The organism is Vibrio sp. B183 (assembly GCF_000740665.1).
In the GTDB taxonomy this organism is placed as follows: domain Bacteria; phylum Pseudomonadota; class Gammaproteobacteria; order Enterobacterales; family Vibrionaceae; genus Vibrio; species Vibrio coralliilyticus.
Window position 1 is genome coordinate 115,828 of record NZ_JPQB01000006.1, and the last position, 19,881, is coordinate 135,708.

Here is a 19,881-nt window from a genome sequence, read left to right on the forward strand (position 1 = left end):
CGTCTTTAATACCTAACTCTTTGTTTGGTCCTGAAGTCAGATTACTTCAGAAGAATACTTACGATTTGTTGAGGTTTCCTTTCCGGCGCAAGGCAATCAACTTCGCCCAATTTCGCCGCGTTATATTTATTGCTTGATAGTCGTGGTCGATTTAGGTACTCCCGTTTCACATTTAGATAAACGGAAGTCGGGGTGTTGTCCTTCAAGTAATGTTGGATGAGCTCTTTCATATTGCTCGCCAACAATGGGTCTGATTGAATCGCTATCAACTCGTTTTCTGTTTTTGGAGTGATGGAGACAATTAGGTGACTAAAATGTGTCAGACATGTTTTGCCGATTAAAAAGCCTTGACCCACTCGGCTATTAAAATGCTCTTTTTGCCCCAGGCGAGTTAGAGAGTCAGAAGGCAATTGGCGTCTTTCATGTGTTTTGGTGGAAACTTGAATAGCGAAAGGGAAGTAGTCATTTAGCATTTGGCTCAATGTACTTAAACTACGCTGCCCCTGACTCAACAGCATCGAATACTGGAAATACTTGCCATGATTCTTTTTTAATGTCGCGATATGGTTCAACAACGCGGTCTTTGCAGGGTAGAGCTCATTTTGTACGACAAGCCAGGAGCCCGTTTCCAGTTGGCTGACAATTTCGAAATATCGTTGATTGAAGACATCAAGAAAGTCTTTTAAAGCATGGTCATCGTTGTGCAAAGCCGCTAACAGCTCTTCGTATATGTAGTTAGGTATAACCCCTTTTACACCTGATAAAGCTTGTTTTGCCAATCTCAACTTAAGTCGATTATTCTTCAGAGAGAAGTATTGAATTTCGCTGGCATCACCTGTTGGCATCGCTTCTGCTTTCAGCACAAGCTTAACCCGGTTCGGAGTCTGATTAATCCAATGCGTCAACAATCTCATCGCTTGAGCAAAGTCATATTGCTGAGGGTGCTGAGTTAGGTCGTTAATGAATGACATAATCGCTTTCCTGCCAGCAACTACATTGCTAGCTGGCTCCCATGGATTTTAGGGTAGCGTTTTGCGATGCCATCTCGCCCGTATATCTTAATAGACAGCTGGATATAGCGATCAAAACTGCAAAACTGTTGGAAGAAACGATTAAGAACATCGCTAAAGACCAGAAAGCCCCCTTGAGTATCGAGTGTGAGTTCAATCTCTGTACCTGGAGAAAAGACGTTTTTACCCATAATTCGAATGGCAGACACCTGAGATTTGATGGATACATTGTGAATCGTTTGTATTTCTTCCGCGGATACTTGCTCTCGGCTACATAGCTGCAGCATTTGCTTTAGCTTCTCTGTCGGGTTATCAGCATGTAACAGTGAAGAAAAATTACCATTCAATAAGCCAACAAACTGCCAGTGAAGATTGAGGTTCTGTTCTCGTTCAATCGGAGCCGTAGGTGGGTAAATAGCACGAAATACGCCAGGAAGGTCAATGCTTTCAAGACACTCCATCTCTCCATTAATACCACATGCTTGTTTTCCATTGGTACAAAGCAAGTGTGTACCATAGAGTTTGTTGAACTCTAAATCATGGTTTGGTTTTAGGCTGATGGCGAGTTGGAATTGGCCATTAATATCCCTTGAACTCTGCCAATAATCGGCATTTGGATTGGATTTATAGCTATCCCTGAATAGTGGAACCAGAGGTTTTTCACCTTGAGGGGTGATCTCAAAGACTTCTTTTACTTCGACAACTTCAATGTCACTTTCACTGTGAGCATCTGCATTGACAGGAATAGTCAGAGAGCGTTGGTCATAATTTGTTGGTTCACCTGTTTGTTCAAACAAGTTAACCGCTGGGATTATATCCAGCTTAAACACTTGATTATCGAATAAGCGCATGAATTCTGTAGGAATTGAATTCATAAATAGGTTCAGTTTGATTTCGGAGCAATCAAACTGCTTTATTGCTTGTCCGAAATCTTTCAGACGGAAAAACTGGCGTTTTTCTTTGAAGAAGAAAAATTCGCTAATAAGTTGAAAGCCTGAAAATTGATTTCCTTTTTGAGGAAGGAACAGGAAATTCAGGTCACTTATCCGACTTTTAAGTTTTTCTGCTAATAAGACAACGTGCTTCTCGCAACTGGCATCCGATATCGAAATCGCTTTGGTTTGCCCCAACAAGAGCTCCACCAGAGAGTCGGCATTATTCTCGAAACCCTGAACAAATAGATCTAGGTCTTGGTGACCGAGCTGAGAAAAATGCGTATCTGGATCCCCAGTGGAAAACGACAGCTGTATCACTGCGGTAGACTGCTCGGTACCAGCGGGACGATTGAATTTAAACGGTGCGCTGGAGGCTGTTGTATCGGTCAATGTAAAAGGCGCAGTTTTGAGATCGTCTACAGTCGTAAACTGACACAATCTGCCCTTAGCTTCTGAAGTAAAGTGTGAGCCTTTAGGTATTAAAACTGACTCCGGCACATCTTCTTCTTGCGCCAACTGTAGGTATGCGACACTCGGAATAGTTTGAATATAGCTCGGGTAGAGCACACCTAATAGGCCTTCGACTACTTCTGGTAATTGTTCCGATAACTGTTTTTCTACCGTCGCATTGAGGAGGGCAACGCCATCCAGTAATCGAGCGAGGCTTGGGTCTTCAATCTGACCCTGATGAATATTTAATCGCTCTGCATGTTCTGAGTGTTGTTGGCCAAATTGACCTAGTGCACGTCTTACGAAAGTAAGCTCTTGCTCGAAGTAACGCATTAAAGGATCAGTCATAACTATCCTCCGTCATTACTGTTGTTAAATCATTTAGAGAGATCTTTGAATCGAAAATCAGCTCTTGCTCTCCTTTTGAGGTCTTCGCTTTCGCGATAATGTTGAATACCAAAGCATTTTCGTTGTCTTTTCGCTCAAGTAATTCAACCATGACTTGTGTTAAACGAGGCTCGAAGTTTCGAATATAGCTTTCTAGCCTAAGAGCCAACTGAGTTTGGTCTAAGCTGGCACTGAGCAGTTGCACATCTTCAATGCCAAAGCGAAGGTTAGAGCGCTGAAGTTCTGTAAATCGGTCGTCGATATCAACGAGAGAAGACTCCGATTCTAAGAGTTTGGTGAGATGATATTTAATATCATCAATCTCTTCGCTCTGCATCGAGCTTCGAGGATCTATAAACGTTTTCCAGAATCCCATTACGCAGCCTCATCGAGTTCTGTGGTGAGAACGACTTCACCAGTGAAGTGATCGTATTGATACTGAGGGACAATTCTCAGTGTGCATACAAAGCTACCAGGCTGATTCTCAGACTCTGAAACACTAATTTTGGCAAAGCTTAGAGGGTACTTAGCGAGCGTTTCTTCATTCGCATATGTTACGTTACTAGCGAACTTCTCTACCCACTGAGTTAAAAAGAGTTCACACTCGGCCGCTGTGTTGAAGCTACCCAGCATCTCGCGAACCTGAACTTTCAAATAATGAGCTATACGACAAGACATTAAACTGGTTTGAATTTGTGTTAGGATTTTTTCGTTATCGGATGTTCCACTTTGCCAGATGGAATTGTTACCGTTAAAAAAATACTTGTCACTGAGCGGGCTCTTGGTAAGTGGCACGAACCCATTTTGTGCGTAAAATGTGGATATCTGGCCAAATAGCACTACGTTTGTTTGTGGCTCTCTCAAAAACAGGCTGCTATGTTGGTCAATATTGACGATCGCGCCTTGGGATTTATCATTCCAGCGAGATTTAAGAAAGCCAAACCAGTTTACGCGGTGGTATTCACGCATAATCGTTGCCGCAAATGCAAAACCCGCGTTACCCCATAGGCCAGTACCGACTTCGTTGTAGATAAACCCTGCTTTGGTGTTCTTATAACAATGACGCATACGGACAGAAGGCATAACAAAGCCGATAAATCGAGCACTGGGTTTACCACGTAACGACTGCCATGCTTGATAATCTGGACCTGTGATGATTTTTTCTATCCGATTTATATCAGACAGCCAGTCTGCTCCTGGGTCAACAAAGAAACTATCATCGGGAGAAAATATCATCGGGCACAATGTGGATTCGCCCAATTTGCTCAACATTTCAATTGTAAATAGGTCGTCGTAGTCGGCATCAAAATCCATATCAATAGCTATTGGGTGAGTGTAAACAATACATCCAAATGGGTGACCGCCAAGGGTATTGAGTTCTTGGTTGCCAATCTTGTTGAACAAGTTTGATGCTTTGATATTGTATGCTTGATTAACGTCTGCTGAGACCTCTTCCCAATCCATATCGAGAAGCTTGAGTTTGGTTCGTTGCTTGTTCACAGGAAGGGTAGCAAGGCCTTGTAGCCCTAACCAACTACTATGCAGCTGTTCAAACGCTTTGTCGTGAATAATTTGATCTAGCTGCTTCGATAGTATGTCATCTAACCTCGCAACAAGGCGAGATACAAAGTTAACTAGCGATGGTTTGTTTGATAACGCATCTGAGTTAACTTCAGACAGTAAAAAGAGCGCGTCTCTTAGAAAGTCGCTTTTTTTGCTGTCTAAAGCGGCAAACTTCTGCTGCCAATCTGCGTCGAAATTCAATTTCATATTGTCCTTAGATTGTAAACGAGAAGAAAGGAAGGCCGGATTGCTCCGGCCTTAAATTTGATTAACCTGGAATTTTAGCAACCATACGTACAGAGGTTGTTAGCTCTTCCAGTTGTAGCCACGGTCGTAGGTGTGCAACCGCCGAGTAAGAACCAGGGCGACCTGGCTGCTCGACTACTTCAATTCTAGACTCGCAAAGTGGCGTTTTAGCACGTTGCTCGTTGCCAATCGCACCAGCGTTGGTGTATTGATCAATCCAAAGTTGAAGTTCACGTTGAATATCCGGAGCTTCAAGGTTTGAACCTAGTTTGTCACGTCCCATTACTTTCAGGTAATGAGCAATACGGCTACTCGCCATGATGTATGGAAGACGCGCAGAGATAGCAGCATTAGCTGTTGCGTCTGGGTCTGTGTATGTCTTTGGTTTTTGGGTCGTTTGACCACCAATGAATACACCGTAGTTTGAGTTCTTGTAGTGAACAAGAGGCAAGAAACCTAAATCACTTAGCTCTTTTTCACGCTCATCCGTTAGGTTAACTTCTGTTGGACACTGTTGAACAAGATCGCCAGCTTCCGTTTTGTAAGTCAGGTTAGGGAGGTTTTCAACTTTACCGCCGTTGTCCAGACCACGAATAGAAGTACACCAGCCTGACGCAGTGTAAGCTTGAGTCATTTTCAGACCAAGATCGTAAGCTGCGTTTGACCAGACAAGTTGGTCGTTATTTTCTGGATTTGGGTTACCATCCATATCCGTACCAAGCTCTTCATAATCGAATAGCTCAGTTCCAAGACCTTTAGCACCATATGGTAGGCGTGCAAGCGTTCTTGGTAGAGTTAGAGTTACATAACGCGCGTCATCACTTTCACGGAATGCATTCCAAGCTGCGTATGCTGGCGAATCAAAACCAGCGGCAACAGGCTTGCCTTCATCAAAAGTGGTGAAGTCGTTGAATTCGAACATTTGAGCGTTCGCTGCGGCAACAAATGGTGCGTGACACGCTGCAGCCACTTCACCCATATAGCGAAGTAGGGCAACATCTTCGTCTTTTGCACTGAATTCGTAGTCGCCAATGAATGTACCGTAAGGTTCACCACCTGCAGTACCAAATTCGCCTTGGTAAACTGCGTTGAATAGTGGGCTACGGTCAATGGCCGGTGCATCTTCAAATTGGTCTAACAGCTCTTCTTGAGAGAAATCAACCATTTTGATTTTAAGATCACGGCCTAATTCACTTTCTTTCACCAGCTTCTGTAAGCCGCGCCATGAGCCTTCAAGTTTCTGAAGGTCTTTTTGTTGCATGACTTCAGAAAGCTGCTTTGACAGCTTTTTGTCAATTTCTGAAATTGCATTTTCGATGGTTTTAGTAACGTTTTTATCCCACGTTACTGTACCGGAAAGTGCTTGCTCAGCTAGAACTGAGAACAGCTCTTTTGTTGTATCAGCAGGCGTTTGAGTGGTGGCCTCAATCGCTCTGTCTAGAAAACTCAGCGAACCTTCTGCTGCTTCAGTTTGCGTTTGATTTTCAGCTTCTGTACTCATTCTTCGCCTCCTTCCTTATTGACACCAAGCTCTTCCGATAATGCATTGATAGTATCTGCACTTTGGAGCACTTCTTTCAGCAGCTTCTCGAGATCGCGAGAGCGATCTGCTTTTGAAAGTAGTACTTTTAGCTGGTTACGGGTTTCAACAAGCTTTTTAAGAGGTTCTACTTGCTCGACGATAGCTTCAGGTTCAAAGTCTTTCATTGAGTTGAACTTCAAAGCAGCTTCAAACTGGCTATCGTCGTCTGCAAGTACATTGTCGACTTTCAAAGACAACTCTGGGCCAACGCGTTTCATCACGGTGTCAAAGTTGTCTTTGTCAACGTTGTAGAACGTACGATCTTCAACGTCTTCCTTGTCTTGTTTATGACCAGAGTAGTCACCAATTACCCCAACCACAAATGGGAGTTCTTTGGTTTCTACAGCGCCATTAGTTTCCACATCGTAAGTAATACTTACGCGGTTTTTACTTACACGTTTGTGTTGGGAATTAAGTGCCACAATGGTTCTCCTTAACTAATTAAGCAGCAGTCGAAGTAACTTTTGCAGTTGTTGCATCGAAGCCAACTTCAGGACCTTTCTCGATCTTACCGCCTTCACCTTCGATGTAGTAAGCTTTCGAAATTTCAGTGTAGGTTAGAGAGAAAGATTCGTTTGGTAGCGTGCCGTCAGAACCAGCCATGTTGTAGCTAGACATACGAGCTGCTTTTAGAGTTACGATTAGGTATGGATCTGCACCAGAACCTTCACGGTTTGGCTTAGTCATTACGATTTCAACTGTTTTACCTTCACCGCCTGGTGCGTAAAGGAAAGTTGTTAGATGCGGAGTTGCACCGTCACAACCACGAGTTACGTTGATTTCGCCAAGCGCAACCATACCTTGGTCAGCGTTGTTTGCGTTACCCACATCAATACCCACGCCACGAACAGCATTCCAAGTCACGGTGTCAATAGCAAAGAAGCCATCTTTACCACCGATCTTTTCTACAGTTGCTGCACCTTTAGGTGTAGTGCCATCAATTCTCATGAAAATAGAAGCCATGTTGATCTCCTTCGCTAATTAGCATTTAGTGTTTTTACCACTCGAAGTTACTAATACCACTTTCAGGTTGAGTAGTGTTCGCTTCAGTTTGAGTATGTTGTTCGCTCGTTGTGACTAGCTCTGAAGGAGCTGAAGCCGGCGGAGGCGGAACGTGAACATCTGGCTGAGTGAGCCCAGATGCGGAGGATAAAGTTTGTGCTGACGCTGATGGTTTATTACTAAGGTCAGCTTGAGATAGGTTGTCCATACCTGATACTTGATTGATATGAGCAATTACTCCTGAGTTACCACCTGTCATTTCATTTAGCAGTTCAGGTAGGCTCATGTAGCCCCATCGAATTGCTCGTTCTAGCAAAAATGGAATAGGGCTATGTGGTTCTGTTTGCTGAAAAAAATCTGAAATCTTACGTAATTCATGAAACGCTTGATCACGGCTGGTGATTACACCAGCTACTGAAACTTGCTGCACGACGGAAGCTTGATGCGCTTGCTGAACTTGGTTTTGGGCGACAGGATCTGCATTGGTGGCTTCAGTAGAGGCTGGTTCAGCCTTTGATGCTTCGACAGGTGCAGTTGCTTGAGGTGCTACTGCCGCTTCTGGCTGAGGTTCATCTGTGACAGGTTTGTACTCACTATCTAGCGGCCATCGAGCAAACTTGTCTCCCACAAGATATTGAATAGCATTGATCAAATCGGCTAAGTTTGCTTTTACGAATTTAAAGCTGGCAGGAGCTACACCAGCAGCCTGACATTCTTTAGCAATCAGTTTTTCAGCAGCATCAAAGTTTTGATAACTTTCAGAAAGTTTTGTGAGCGTCTCTTCTACATCGCGAGAAAACAGTGATTGCGCTCTATCTTTTAACTCCGCCATTGTGCCGTTTCTCTCTGCACGCAGAAAATCGCCAAAGGACACGTCGTCAATAAGAGAGATCATTTGTAGTGGCATATAAAGCGCAGTGGAATCTTGGCTTTCACCAACAAGTTGCAGCAGAGGCTTTAAACGAAATTCGATTAGTTCTTTTGTCTGACCAGCTTCATCGCTACTTTTTAACTTTTCGACTGGAGGGTGGGGGTTTAGAGTTCCCCAAAACGATTCGATGAAACCCGCTAGAACTTTTGTTGCACTTGCTAGGTTTTCATACGGTGAAGCTGTGAAAGGTTGGCTGGCAATGTACCAACCTAAAAACTCGATATCTTTGGTCTGAGATGTTAGCGCCTCAAACGTTGAGGTGCGCAGTAAATCCCAATTACTTTGGTTGGCTTCGATTAGCGCTTCATCGCTAGACGCATCTGGTGTTTCGATAAGTTGACGGAAAGAAGATTGTGCCGTGTTGTAGTTGTTTCTCAAAGTACGATAGGCACTACGATCTAACTTCAGGTATGTACCTGATGGGTGTTCTTCTGAGATAGGTGCCAATAGTGCTTCAATATCAACCATACATTTTCCGTTGCTAGTGTTTCACCAAAAGGTTTATAAATTGTTTTGTTAATTAGTATTAATAACTAAAAACTTACCTTTCATAGTCTAGGCTTATTTTTCGAAAAGGCTCGTTCATTTTTATTATTTGCTTTGAAAAGTGATCTGTCTCTAGAAAACTGGACGGATGACGTATATTTTTTATCAATACCTTGTTTTTGCTGTGGTTTACAAAAAATAAATTAGATTGTTTTATGAGCAGAAAATGACATTTTTTGTTCAACGTATCCATTTATCGGGTATTGTGTTGCAACTTAATAAGCCAGTTTTATAGGTGAATATTTTACTTTTCTTGGACGTTAATTATCACTAATGTGTCTTTTGGCCTAAATTTACGTCAATTCGTAGATATTACTTTTTATCCGCCTATGAGTACTGTAGGCATCCCCAAAACGATAGTTCCACCATGTGCCGTTGTATCCCCCATTCTGGCTGCTGGTTTGCTATTGATAAGCACGGTGGCACTTCCCTTAATAATGGAATCTGGTGGACCGACACATACACACATGTCTCCAAGTGTAGCGGCAGGCATGTTTCCAACTAAAACAGTGGGTGCACCAGGGCCAGTAATTGGGCCTCCCACATGCGGGATAGGTGGAACCGCTGGTGTCTGCATAGGGCAGACGTGCATGTCTGTCAGCCGAGCTGCGGGTAATGTCATTTTAGACCTCCATTACCGCCGGAAGCGATGTCTAGTGCCGCTTGAATAGCACTTTCGTAATACTGTTCTGATTTATCCCATTCTGGAAGTGATGCAGCATGATTGATCGCACCACCAACTGCTTTCGCGTATAAAAATGGATCAGGCAGTACAGCTGGCAAGTCTGGTGCGACGATACTTCCTGAACCATTCCAAAATACAGCTTGAGTTAACCAAGAAGGGCCACAATTCAACTCCAAGCGATTGGCAAGCAGTTCGGCACGTCTTCTAAGCTCCTCTGATGGTGATTGAGCCCATTGCTTGACTGTATCAAGTGACATCTTCTGTGTATCTGTCCATACGTCGTTTCGAGTCGAAACGCAGCATAAAGCCCACCAAATGCTTTCTCGGACGGGCAGTGCATGCGCGAGAAACTGAATGAGATCGTTATAGAGCTTTGCTTCTTGGAGCTTTTTAATAACTTGGTCGATGGGTTGCTCTTCGCCAATGACTTCTTTTGCTTCATCAGAGGCTTGAAATCTCGGTAAGATCTGGGCGCTGCTCTGATAGGGAATCTTTTTATACATAATTTTAGTTTACCTTCACAATGGCGCCTTTCAGTTCGCCTAGTACGCCACCATCGAATGTGCCTTTCAGGCCAGATTTGAATTCAGCACTTAGTGAACCCTCGGCACTTAATGTTGTGCTGGCTTTAATCGCAATACTTAATCCCTTGATGCTGTTTGAACTGGTTGCTTCAAGTGCAGTTGTGGTGCCGGAAACTTTGTTCGCAGATGTCGCTTTGCTGGTGACATTGGTTCCTTCCAGATTGAGCGCACTGCTTGCTTTGATATCGATGTTCGTAGCTTCAATAGAAATAGATGACGAAGATATCGAAATTTTGCTAGAGCCGACTTTGAGGTCGATGGAGTCATCAGCTTCGAGCGTGATGGACTTCGCTGAACCACTCATTGCTTTTGTGACGTTCAGGGTGTAATTGTCTTCTGTCGCAATTGTCATCGCTTTCGTCACCGACTGGCTCAATTCGCCTTTAACGGTTTCAGTATGATTGTTTTCAACCTCCTGAGTAATGTCTTTGGCAGCATGAAGATAAACTAGCTCGTTATCTTTCTTGTCGTCGAAGTAAAGCTCATTTGTCTGACCTGTTAACTTCGTCTTTATACCTGTTTTGGTCGCGTTTGCTTCTTTATAAGGAGGCGCGTTTTTACTGTTGTAAACACTGCCTGTAATGATTGGCTGATCAGGGTCGCCGTCAATAAAGGAAACCAGTACTTCTTGACCTACTCGTGGAATAAACTGCGTCCCATAGCCGCTACCTGCCATCATTTGCGCGACACGCACGTAACAACTGGTTTTGTCTCCGCTGGCTTCAGTGTCCCAATGAAATTGAATACGGACTCTGCCTTGGTCATCTTGGTTGATTTCACCTGCTGTTGAGCCTGCAACTGTAGCACTTTGCAAACCATTGACGACTTGCTTGGAACGTGGCTTAGGGTAAGTCGGTGTGGCTTTCGGGATCAGTTTTACTTCAGTGGCGCATCGAACATCATCCGCGTAGTGTGTGGATGTTTTGACAACCGAGAAATCACCAAGCTGAGATTTGTCTAAATGGCTGGACAAGGAAAACCACGTCGCAATCTCGAACATATCGTGTTCAGCCTGTGCAATAACAGATTGATAATCTTGTTCTATTTGCTCAATGCGTCTTTTAGCCAGATTGCTAGATAAGTCAGTCATATCCCCACTTATACCCAAATCAGGATAGTGGACGGATGCCAGTTTCGTATTGTTTGCAATCGTATTGCTGCTTGTTTTGGCTTTGCTTGTTACTAATTTAGACTGCGAGTAGTCATACGCCGTTAACTCAACACTCGCGCCATGGAAAGACATAACAGGAGCCCAAGACTTTATCAGTGGGAGGCTACCGGAAGGGGTTTCCTGCATATCAAATTTGGCGACGTCGGCTTTGTCGAAGGGGGACTGAGCATCCTGAATGACCATTGTATGGTCGCCGGATTCGTGCTCGAAGTAGTAATGAAGGCCCTCTTCGGCAAGCAACCGAGTAACAAAGTCAAAGTCAGACTCATTGTACTGGAGGCAGTATTCTCTTTTTGTGGACGGCAAACTAGAGAGCTTGTACTTTCCTTTGAAGCCTGCGTTGTCGAAGATGTCACTGACGATATCTTTAGTTGACTGAGTTTGATAGACGCGAAATGAGTGAGTATGCGTTAGTAGCCAAAACCAAGGCTTGAGAGTAATTCGGTACTGCATAAATTGCAGGTTAGCGTCTAGGCCCATTTGTTCAATACGAGCAATCACGCCATTGAAAGAACGTTGTAGCTTATTGCTGCCGGACTCGTTGGAGTAACGGTTAATCGTCAGTAATTGACCTAATTGGTCTTTAACACTGAAACTAGAAGAAACGAGTATGGCGGTAATCTCAAAAGGAGTAGACAAAGCTTGAGTTACGGTAAATTCACTTACCGTATGCTCTTGATTTTTATAGTCCTTTGCCGAAATTAAGCTAGCCGACGCTGAATACTTATCAGCCATATAATATCCTTGAAATAATGAGTCTGTTACAAAAAAGACCTTAAAAATTATACTGATACGTACGATATAATTTGTTGGATTTATAAAAAGTAGCAGTAAACTGATCGTAAATAAATCCTACCACTTATTATAAAAGGCTGATTGTGTGTTGAATCGCTGAATGTGTGAGCCTCTCTCAGAATCCAGGATTCTCTTAACGGCTATCAACAACTAACAATTTTGCACTTCTATACGCGAAATCCATGCTTTCGACTTCATTTGGGCGATTGATTATCAAATCGACTGGAGGAAGCACGACAAAAAAGACCAATGGTTCTGGGTGAAGGTACGTCCACCGTAGGTTTGAATCTGACTTCTTATACACTTTCATATTGATAGTAAGAACTAAGCTGTCCTCAGAGAGCTGGCTGTTCTTAAAACGTCCCAATTCATGTACTGCTCCCCAAAGAGAATCGAGTGAGCGCTCGTGAGTACTTTTTAGAAACAACTCTAGCTGTAATTTATCCTCATCGTCATTCAGTGTAGTGCTCAGCCTCTGAGTAAACCGTAGCCCATCCTCGAAGGGTAGGTAATCTAGGTTATTGTCGACAATCTTAGAATCTAGTGGGCATAGTTGCACAGAATCAGCGGGTTGTTTGCTGGCATACAGCTCGCAAGTGAACTGCTTAATGATGGTTTTCAAGCCTTCATGGAATTGCTTATTCTGAATGTCCTTGACTGTCACAGAGGAGCTATTCAGCACTTCAGCAAATATTTTGGCGGCGTTGTTATTAACCTCATCGAGGTCTGCAACGTTGACATATTGATTGGACTTAATAGCGGTTTTGAGAACATTGTTTGATTCGATCACAGTAATGTCTTCGTCAGAATAAACGGTGTCTCTAAGTGCAGGGTAATAGGGTTCTCTCTTAGGTTCCGAGAACATTGAGCACGCTGTTAGGCTCAAACCTAGAGCAACAGCGATTGATGTCTTACCAATTGGAGTCTGCATCCTTGTCATAGATATCCATTGTTACTTCTATACTAACGATACTAATTACATATGAGAGTTAAGTCATTGTTCTTGTGTTGTTCTTGCCGATAGAGCTCACAAACAGAGATGAGAAACGAGTACAGCATTTCGTTAAAGTCAGATATCCCTACCGAGATAACTTATACCTTAGTCTAAATTGTCGACAATTATCTTGATTGTCGACAATTTGATCGGCTATTTTATAGGTATGACATGACAACTGTTGACACATTGAGTTAGACAGGTAAGCGAGCAAAGTATGAATGATGAACTCACGACTCGTATGAAAAGTAGAGCAACAGAGAAAGAAAACACCAAATCAGAAAGCCTGACCGAAATTCTGATTGAAGCAATTGTAGAAGGTAGTTTGGAACCCGGAAGTAAGATCTCTGAGCCTGAGTTGGCGAAAAGATTTGAGGTAAGCCGAGGCCCACTGCGAGAAGCCATCATGCGACTTGAGGGGCTGGGGTTGATTGAACGCATTCCTCATGTCGGAGCACGAGTGATTGCTTTCTCGCCTGAAAAGCTGGTTGAAATCTATGCGGTTAGAGAGGCTTTAGAGGGTATGGCTGCGCGCTTGGCAGCACGTTATATCTCTCAGGAAGAGCTGTTGAGTTTGGAGCTATTGCTTGCCAAGCACTCAAAGCACATCGATGAAGTTGCAGGCGCTTCTTACTTTCATCAGGAAGGCGATTTTGATTTTCACTATCGCATTATTCAGGCGAGTCGCAATAGTAAGTTGATCGCGCTCTTATGTGATGAGCTGTATCACTTGCTGCGTATGTATCGATACCAATCGCCGCGGGCTCAATCCAGACCAAAAGAAGCGCTGAACGAACACAAATTTATCCTTCAAGCGATTCGTAATCGTGATGAAGAGCTGGCCGAAATGTTGATGAGAAGACATATCTCAGGCAGCAGACGGTTAATAGAGCAACAAATTTTACTTGCTGAAAATGACTAGAAGGAAACTGTCATGAGTTTATCTCCAGGGGCGAAATTCAGAGCCGCCGTAGAGCAAAATGATCCTTTGCAGATTGTCGGTACGATTAACCCATACTGCGCCATGATGGCGAAAAACATAGGCCACCAAGCCATCTATTTATCAGGTGGCGGCATTGCCAACGCATCTTACGGTCTCCCTGATTTGGGAATTACGACCCTCAATGACGTCTTGGTCGATGTTGACCGCATTACTAACGCATGTGATCTGCCTTTATTGGTGGATATCGACACTGGGTTTGGTGGTGCATTTAATATTGGTCGCACGATTAAAGCGATGGAAAAAGCCGGTGCTGCCGCTGTTCATGTGGAAGATCAAGTCGCTCAGAAACGTTGTGGTCACAGACCAAACAAAGCCATTGTCAGTCAACAGGAAATGGTTGATCGAGTTAAAGCCGCGGTAGATGCACGCAATAACGAGAGTTTCGTCATCATGGCTCGCACTGATGCGCTTGCAGTTGAAGGAATGGATAGCGCCATTGAACGAGCGATTGCCTGTGTCGAAGCTGGCGCGGACATGATCTTCCCAGAGGCGATGAACAAATTAGAGCAGTATTCACAGTTCTCTGAAGCACTAAAGCAAGCGACCGGAAAACACGTGCCTATATTGGCGAACATTACCGAATTTGGCCAAACGCCATTGTACGGTGGTGAAGAGTTAGCCAAATCAAATGTTGATATGGTGCTGTATCCACTAAGTGCTTTCAGAGCAATGAATAAAGCCGCAGAAATGGTTTATGCCCACCTGTTGAAAGAGGGAAATCAAGAAGCACTGCTTGATTCGATGCAGACGCGTAAAGAGCTCTATGCGCACCTCAAATACCACGATTACGAAGATAAATTAGATCAGCTGTTTTCAGAAGGAAAATAGCGAACAGAAACAAACGGAAGCTCAAGAAAAGTATCGGAAAACTTTTATTTCAATAACGTGAAACTTGTCCGAACAGAAATGCTCCATTCAGAGGGCAGAGCGGACAGAAAAGGAGTTCAACATGCCTACTAAAGAGATAGGTGGTGCAGGCCTACGAGGTCAAAGCGCCGGAAGCACTGCATTATGCACCGTTGGTAAAACAGGTACAGGTCTGACGTATCGAGGTTACGATATCACTGATCTAGCCAATAACGCGCAGTTTGAAGAAGTAGCTCATCTACTGTTACGTGGTCACTTACCGACGCAGCAGGAGCTGGATGCATACAAAACGCGTCTGATTGGCTTACGCGGCTTACCTTCTGAGCTAAAGCAAGCTTTGGAACTGGTTCCAGCAAGCGCTCACCCTATGGATGTGATGCGAACAGGTTGCTCGGTTCTTGGCAACCTTGAACAGGAAATGGATTTTTCTGAGCAACAAGATGCGACGGAACGAATGTTGGCGCTGTTCCCAGCAATCATTTGTTACTGGTACCGCTTCAGTCATGATGGCGTTCGAATTGATACCGAAGACCAGTCTCAAGATTGTATTGGAGGTTATTTTCTTAAAATGCTTACGGACAAAGATCCGAGTGAACTGCATAAACAGGTTATGCATTGCTCGCTGATTCTCTATGCGGAGCACGAGTTTAACGCTTCAACGTTTGCGGCTCGTGTGTGTGCCTCGACGCTGTCGGATATCCATTCTTGTATTACGGCTGCCATTGGTACTTTGCGTGGTCCACTCCATGGTGGAGCAAACGAAGCTGCGATGGAAATGATCGAAAACTGGCAGACGCCTGATGAGGCAGAAACCAACATCATGCAGATGCTAGCCAATAAAGACAAAATTATGGGCTTTGGCCATGCTATCTATCGTGAAAGTGACCCTCGAAATGCATTAATCAAACGTTGGTCGAAAGAGCTCTCAGATAAAGTGGGCGATACACACCTTTATGCAGTCTCTGAGCGAGTCGAATCGGTGATGAAACGTGAAAAGGGTTTGTTCTGTAACGCAGATTTCTTCCACGCTTCGGCGTACCACTTCATGGACATTCCAACCAAGCTGTTTACACCTATCTTCGTCATGAGCCGTCTGACAGGCTGGGCTGCGCACGTTTATGAGCAGCGTGTTAACAACCGCATTATTCGCCCAAGTGCGGATTACACAGGTCCTGAGCATCAGGATTGGGTTCCTATCGAAAAGAGGTAACACCCAGTTACCCAAGAGTCTCCTTACCAGCAAGTAGGGAGGCTCGGATACACGAATGTTATCTGAATGGAAGCAATGATATGAGTAGTACAGTGAATTCAAAATATCGTAAGCCGCTTCCGGGATCTGATCTTGATTTTTTCGATGCCCGAGAAGCAGTCAATGATATTACGCCAGGAGCTTATGAGACTCTCCCATACACTTCGCGAGTTCTTGCCGAACAATTAGTGCGACGATGTGATCCTGAGTCGCTCACGGCCTCTCTTAAACAACTGATTGATCGCAAACGCGATTTAGACTTTCCTTGGTACCCAGCACGCGTAGTTTGTCACGATATTTTGGGGCAAACCGCTTTGGTTGATTTAGCCGGTTTACGTGATGCAATTGCAGACCAAGGAGGTGAACCCGCTAAAGTGAACCCTGTGGTAGAAACTCAGCTGATCGTCGACCACTCTCTGGCGGTGGAGCATGCGGGTTTTGAATCTGATGCATTCGAGAAAAACCGTGCGATCGAAGAGCGTCGTAATGAAGACCGTTTCCATTTTATCGAGTGGTGTAAAACGGCGTTCGAAAACGTCAGTGTTATTCCTGCAGGTAACGGCATTATGCATCAGATTAATCTGGAAAAAATGTCACCTGTAGTGCAAGCCAAGCAAGGTATTGCTTACCCAGACACCTGTGTCGGAACTGACAGTCATACCCCGCATGTGGACGCATTAGGCGTTATTGCCATTGGTGTTGGCGGGCTTGAAGCTGAAACAGTAATGTTAGGCCGACCATCAATGATGCGCCTACCGGATATTGTGGGTGTTAAGCTCACCGGTAAACGCCAGCCCGGTATTACGGCAACGGATATCGTTCTAGCTATCACTGAGTTCTTACGAAATGAGCGTGTTGTCTCATCGTACCTTGAGTTCTTTGGCGAAGGTGCCAGTGACCTGACAATTGGTGATCGCGCAACCATCTCCAATATGACGCCTGAATACGGTGCGACAGCAGGCATGTTCTACATTGATGAACAAACGCTTACCTACCTAAAATTGACGGGACGAGATGAGCAACAAGTTGAACTAGTTGAGAACTACGCCAAGCAATCAGGCCTTTGGGCTGATGATTTAGATACGGCGCAATACGAACGAGTGCTTGAGTTTGACTTGTCTGCAGTGACACGCAATATGGCCGGCCCTTCGAATCCACATCGCCGCTTACCAACGTCAGAGCTAGCTTCACAGGGTATTGCAGGCCAGTGGCAAGAGAATGAAGGTCAACTGCCCGATGGTGCGGTGATCATTGCTGCGATCACTTCCTGTACTAACACCAGTAACCCAAGAAATGTTGTCGCTGCTGGTTTGGTTGCCAAGAAAGCCAACCAATTGGGCCTTGTACGTAAACCATGGGTGAAGTCGTCTTTCGCTCCGGGTTCAAAAGTCGCTAAGTTGTATCTTGAAGAAGCAGGTTTGCTTGAAGAGATGGAAAAACTAGGCTTTGGTATCGTCGCGTATGCGTGTACGACATGTAACGGGATGAGTGGTGCGTTAGACCCTGAGATTCAGCAAGAAATCATTGATCGAGATTTGTATTCGACGGCGGTACTTTCTGGTAACCGCAACTTCGACGGGCGTATCCATCCTTACGCGAAACAAGCGTTTTTAGCGTCACCGCCTTTGGTTGTCGCTTATGCGTTGGCAGGAACGATTCGCTTCGATATCGAGCGAGACGCTTTGGGTACAGACGCTGAGGGCAAGCCTATCTACCTAAATGACCTTTGGCCAACTGACGAAGAAATTGACGCGGTAGTGGGTAAGTACGTTAGACCTGAGCAGTTTAATCAAGTTTATATTCAAATGTTTAAGCTTGATGATGAACAAAGCAGCAGTAATCCTTTATACGATTGGCGGCTGCAAAGTACATACATTCGCAGACCTCCTTATTGGGAAGGTGCTTTGGCGGGTGAAAGAACACTGTCTTCAATGAGGCCTCTAGCAATTCTCGGTGACAATATTACAACCGATCATTTGTCTCCATCTAACGCTATTCTTGCATCCAGCGCTGCAGGTGAGTACCTAGCGAAAATGGGAGTTCCTGAAGAAGACTTTAACTCCTACGCGACTCACCGTGGAGACCACCTTACAGCGCAGCGTGCGACCTTTGCGAATCCTAAGTTGTTTAACGAAATGGTTAGAGAAGAAGGCGAAGTTGTTCAAGGTTCTCTGGCTCGTATTGAGCCTGAAGGAAAGGTCACGCGTATGTGGGAAGCTATCGAAACCTACATGAACCGAAAACAACCCCTCATTGTTGTTGCTGGAGCCGATTATGGTCAGGGCTCATCTCGTGACTGGGCGGCAAAAGGTGTTCGCTTAGCAGGCGTCGAAGCTATCGTTGCCGAAGGTTTTGAGCGTATCCACAGAACCAATCTTGTGGGCATGGGCGTACTTCCTTTGCAATTTAAAGAAGGAGTTAATCGCCAGTCACTGATGCTTGATGGCACAGAACTTTATGACGTGATTGGTGAGATTAGGCCGGGGACTGACCTTGCATTAGTTGTCACACGCCAAAATGGTGAGAAGCTGGACGTGCCAGTCACGTGTCGACTTGATACCGCCGACGAAGTATCTGTTTACAACGCGGGTGGTGTATTGCAACGCTTTGCCCAGGACTTTCTGGCTCAGTAAGGAGTGATTATGAATAACATTAGACCGAGCCAGATAAAAGTCGCCGCGACCTATATGCGAGGCGGTACGAGTAAAGGTGTGTTCTTTAATCTATCTGATTTACCCGAGATGGCGCAAAAACCGGGAAAGGCCCGCGATGAGTTGCTGCTAAGAGTCATTGGTAGCCCAGATCCCTATGCCAAACAAATCGACGGTATGGGAGGGGCGACTTCAAGTACAAGCAAAACCGTTATTGTTTCACCGAGCAGTCAGCCAGATCACGATGTAGATTACCTGTTTGGGCAAGTTTCTATTGATAAACCTTTTGTTGATTGGAGCGGAAATTGTGGAAACCTATCGGCGGCGGTTGGCCCGTTTGCGATTCATGCCGGGCTAATCCCTGCAGAGCGTATACCGGAAAATGGTGTGGTTGCTGTGAAAGTGTGGCAGGCCAATATTGGAAAAACGATTGTCATTCACGTACCTATCCGCAATGGACTTGTTCAAGAAACTGGAGACTTTGAGCTAGACGGGGTGACTTTTCCTGCGGCTGAAATTCAAGTGGATTTCATGCACCCTGCTGCGGGTGATGGAAGTATGTTCCCAACGGGAAATTTAGTCGATGATCTTGAAGTACCTGAGGTTGGTACATTTAACGCTACTTTGATTAATGCTGGTATCCCAACAATTTTTATTGATGCCGATGCCCTTGGTTACTCTGGTACTGAGCTTCAACAAGATATCAATAGTGATGAGTTGGCATTAGCACGATTTGAAAGAATACGAGCTTACGGCGCACTAAAAATGGGGCTTATCGATAAGGTCGAAGAAGCTGAATCTCGCCAACATACCCCTAAGGTGGCTTTTGTCAGCAAAGCGAAGAGTTATCAAGCCTCAAGCGGAAAACAAGTTGATGAAAATGACGTAGATCTGCTTGTGAGAGCTTTATCTATGGGCCAGTTACATCACGCAATGATGGGAACAGCTGCAGTTGCCATTGCTTCAGCTTCGTGTGTGCCGGGGACATTAGTCAATTTGGCCGCTGGAGGCGGTGATAAGCATTCAGTGACTTTTGGGCATCCGTCCGGAACGCTAAAAGTAGGCGCTAGGGCCACTCAGTCAAACCAAGGCTGGGTAGTAGAAAAAGCCGCAATGAGCCGAAGCGCTCGTATTTTGATGGAGGGCTTTGTGCGTGTTCCCTCCAATGTCTTTGAAGAATAAATCTCGTCGGTAACAAACCCGATGTAAGTAATGTCAGGACATACTGGA

Annotated in this window: 17 protein-coding genes; 5 read left to right on the forward strand and 12 right to left on the reverse strand. The window is 44.7% G+C overall.

Annotation, left to right across the window (positions count from 1 at the left end):
• Window positions 1–41: 41 nt before the first annotated feature.
• The 12 genes from IX95_RS08715 to IX95_RS08770 form a co-directional block, all read right to left on the reverse strand.
• Entirely contained in the window at window positions 42–971 is a 930-nt protein-coding gene (locus IX95_RS08715; RefSeq protein ID WP_006962084.1) for a type VI secretion system baseplate subunit TssG, read from the reverse strand.
• Between the two features lie 20 nt (window positions 972–991).
• Window positions 992–2,743 carry a type VI secretion system baseplate subunit TssF gene (gene tssF / locus IX95_RS08720; RefSeq protein ID WP_038158805.1) on the reverse strand — a complete coding sequence of 584 codons (1,752 nt, stop codon included), beginning with the start codon at window positions 2,741–2,743 and terminating at the stop codon, window positions 992–994.
• Window positions 2,736–3,158, reverse strand: a complete 423-nt coding sequence (gene tssE, locus IX95_RS08725; protein WP_038158808.1) for a type VI secretion system baseplate subunit TssE — start codon at window positions 3,156–3,158, stop codon at window positions 2,736–2,738. The genes tssF and tssE overlap by 8 nt, the downstream gene beginning before the upstream one ends.
• The gene (locus IX95_RS08730) at window positions 3,158–4,552 is read right to left on the reverse strand and encodes a type VI secretion system contractile sheath domain-containing protein (protein ID WP_038158811.1); all 1,395 of its coding nucleotides are present in this window, start codon (window positions 4,550–4,552) and stop codon (window positions 3,158–3,160) included. Before IX95_RS08730 ends, tssE begins: the two co-directional genes overlap by 1 nt.
• Window positions 4,553–4,613: 61 nt before the next feature.
• Complete coding sequence (tssC, locus tag IX95_RS08735) at window positions 4,614–6,092, reverse strand: type VI secretion system contractile sheath large subunit (protein WP_006962088.1); 1,479 nt, start codon at window positions 6,090–6,092, stop codon at window positions 4,614–4,616.
• Window positions 6,089–6,595, reverse strand: a complete 507-nt coding sequence (gene tssB / locus IX95_RS08740) for a type VI secretion system contractile sheath small subunit (RefSeq protein WP_006962089.1) — start codon at window positions 6,593–6,595, stop codon at window positions 6,089–6,091. The genes tssC and tssB overlap by 4 nt, the downstream gene beginning before the upstream one ends.
• Before the next feature lie 19 nt (window positions 6,596–6,614).
• A complete protein-coding gene (locus tag IX95_RS08745; RefSeq protein ID WP_006962090.1) occupies window positions 6,615–7,136 on the reverse strand; it encodes a type VI secretion system tube protein Hcp in 522 nt (173 codons plus the stop codon).
• A gap of 34 nt (window positions 7,137–7,170) precedes the next feature.
• Window positions 7,171–8,574, reverse strand: a complete 1,404-nt coding sequence (locus IX95_RS08750) for a type VI secretion system protein TssA (RefSeq protein WP_038158816.1) — start codon at window positions 8,572–8,574, stop codon at window positions 7,171–7,173.
• A 397-nt stretch (window positions 8,575–8,971) separates the two neighbouring features.
• Window positions 8,972–9,274 carry a PAAR domain-containing protein gene (locus tag IX95_RS08755; protein ID WP_019278072.1) on the reverse strand — a complete coding sequence of 101 codons (303 nt, stop codon included), beginning with the start codon at window positions 9,272–9,274 and terminating at the stop codon, window positions 8,972–8,974.
• Window positions 9,271–9,840 (reverse strand): DUF6931 family protein, encoded by a 570-nt coding sequence (locus IX95_RS08760; protein WP_006962092.1) that lies wholly within the window; start codon window positions 9,838–9,840, stop codon window positions 9,271–9,273. Before IX95_RS08760 ends, IX95_RS08755 begins: the two co-directional genes overlap by 4 nt.
• Before the next feature lie 4 nt (window positions 9,841–9,844).
• Window positions 9,845–11,827, reverse strand: a complete 1,983-nt coding sequence (locus IX95_RS08765; RefSeq protein WP_006962095.1) for a type VI secretion system Vgr family protein — start codon at window positions 11,825–11,827, stop codon at window positions 9,845–9,847.
• A 193-nt stretch (window positions 11,828–12,020) separates the two neighbouring features.
• The gene (locus tag IX95_RS08770; RefSeq protein ID WP_038158869.1) at window positions 12,021–12,818 is read right to left on the reverse strand and encodes a hypothetical protein; all 798 of its coding nucleotides are present in this window, start codon (window positions 12,816–12,818) and stop codon (window positions 12,021–12,023) included.
• A gap of 280 nt (window positions 12,819–13,098) precedes the next feature.
• Between IX95_RS08770 and IX95_RS08775 the strand changes: the two genes are divergently transcribed.
• From IX95_RS08775 to prpF, 5 genes are all read left to right on the forward strand, one after another.
• Window positions 13,099–13,803, forward strand: a complete 705-nt coding sequence (locus IX95_RS08775) for a GntR family transcriptional regulator (RefSeq protein ID WP_021458177.1) — start codon at window positions 13,099–13,101, stop codon at window positions 13,801–13,803.
• 12 nt (window positions 13,804–13,815) lie between these two features.
• Window positions 13,816–14,712: a methylisocitrate lyase gene (prpB, locus tag IX95_RS08780; protein WP_038158821.1), complete on the forward strand. Its 897-nt coding sequence runs from the start codon at window positions 13,816–13,818 to the stop codon at window positions 14,710–14,712.
• 121 nt (window positions 14,713–14,833) lie between these two features.
• On the forward strand, window positions 14,834–15,961 hold the full coding sequence (gene prpC, locus IX95_RS08785; protein WP_038158824.1) for a bifunctional 2-methylcitrate synthase/citrate synthase: 1,128 nt from the start codon (window positions 14,834–14,836) through the stop codon (window positions 15,959–15,961).
• 80 nt (window positions 15,962–16,041) lie between these two features.
• A complete protein-coding gene (gene acnD / locus IX95_RS08790; RefSeq protein ID WP_038158827.1) occupies window positions 16,042–18,633 on the forward strand; it encodes a Fe/S-dependent 2-methylisocitrate dehydratase AcnD in 2,592 nt (863 codons plus the stop codon).
• Between the two features lie 9 nt (window positions 18,634–18,642).
• Window positions 18,643–19,833 (forward strand): 2-methylaconitate cis-trans isomerase PrpF, encoded by a 1,191-nt coding sequence (gene prpF / locus IX95_RS08795; RefSeq protein WP_038158830.1) that lies wholly within the window; start codon window positions 18,643–18,645, stop codon window positions 19,831–19,833.
• The last annotated feature ends 48 nt before the right edge of the window (window positions 19,834–19,881 follow it).

Excerpts from the sequence above, each read along its gene's own strand:
- IX95_RS08730 (WP_038158811.1), bottom strand. The coding sequence starts at position 4,552 with ATGAAATTGAATTTCGACGCAGATTGGCAGCAGAAGTTTGCCGCTTTA.
- IX95_RS08775 (WP_021458177.1), top strand. The coding sequence starts at position 13,099 with ATGAATGATGAACTCACGACTCGTATGAAAAGTAGAGCAACAGAGAAA.
- IX95_RS08715 (WP_006962084.1), bottom strand. The coding sequence starts at position 971 with ATGTCATTCATTAACGACCTAACTCAGCACCCTCAGCAATATGACTTT.
- tssC (WP_006962088.1), bottom strand. The coding sequence starts at position 6,092 with ATGAGTACAGAAGCTGAAAATCAAACGCAAACTGAAGCAGCAGAAGGT.
- acnD (WP_038158827.1), top strand. The coding sequence starts at position 16,042 with ATGAGTAGTACAGTGAATTCAAAATATCGTAAGCCGCTTCCGGGATCT.
- prpC (WP_038158824.1), top strand. The coding sequence starts at position 14,834 with ATGCCTACTAAAGAGATAGGTGGTGCAGGCCTACGAGGTCAAAGCGCC.
- IX95_RS08770 (WP_038158869.1), bottom strand. The coding sequence starts at position 12,818 with ATGCAGACTCCAATTGGTAAGACATCAATCGCTGTTGCTCTAGGTTTG.
- tssF (WP_038158805.1), bottom strand. The coding sequence starts at position 2,743 with ATGACTGATCCTTTAATGCGTTACTTCGAGCAAGAGCTTACTTTCGTA.
- IX95_RS08745 (WP_006962090.1), bottom strand. The coding sequence starts at position 7,136 with ATGGCTTCTATTTTCATGAGAATTGATGGCACTACACCTAAAGGTGCA.
- tssE (WP_038158808.1), bottom strand. The coding sequence starts at position 3,158 with ATGGGATTCTGGAAAACGTTTATAGATCCTCGAAGCTCGATGCAGAGC.
- IX95_RS08755 (WP_019278072.1), bottom strand. The coding sequence starts at position 9,274 with ATGACATTACCCGCAGCTCGGCTGACAGACATGCACGTCTGCCCTATG.
- IX95_RS08765 (WP_006962095.1), bottom strand. The coding sequence starts at position 11,827 with ATGGCTGATAAGTATTCAGCGTCGGCTAGCTTAATTTCGGCAAAGGAC.
- IX95_RS08760 (WP_006962092.1), bottom strand. The coding sequence starts at position 9,840 with ATGTATAAAAAGATTCCCTATCAGAGCAGCGCCCAGATCTTACCGAGA.
- IX95_RS08750 (WP_038158816.1), bottom strand. The coding sequence starts at position 8,574 with ATGGTTGATATTGAAGCACTATTGGCACCTATCTCAGAAGAACACCCA.
- prpB (WP_038158821.1), top strand. The coding sequence starts at position 13,816 with ATGAGTTTATCTCCAGGGGCGAAATTCAGAGCCGCCGTAGAGCAAAAT.
- prpF (WP_038158830.1), top strand. The coding sequence starts at position 18,643 with ATGAATAACATTAGACCGAGCCAGATAAAAGTCGCCGCGACCTATATG.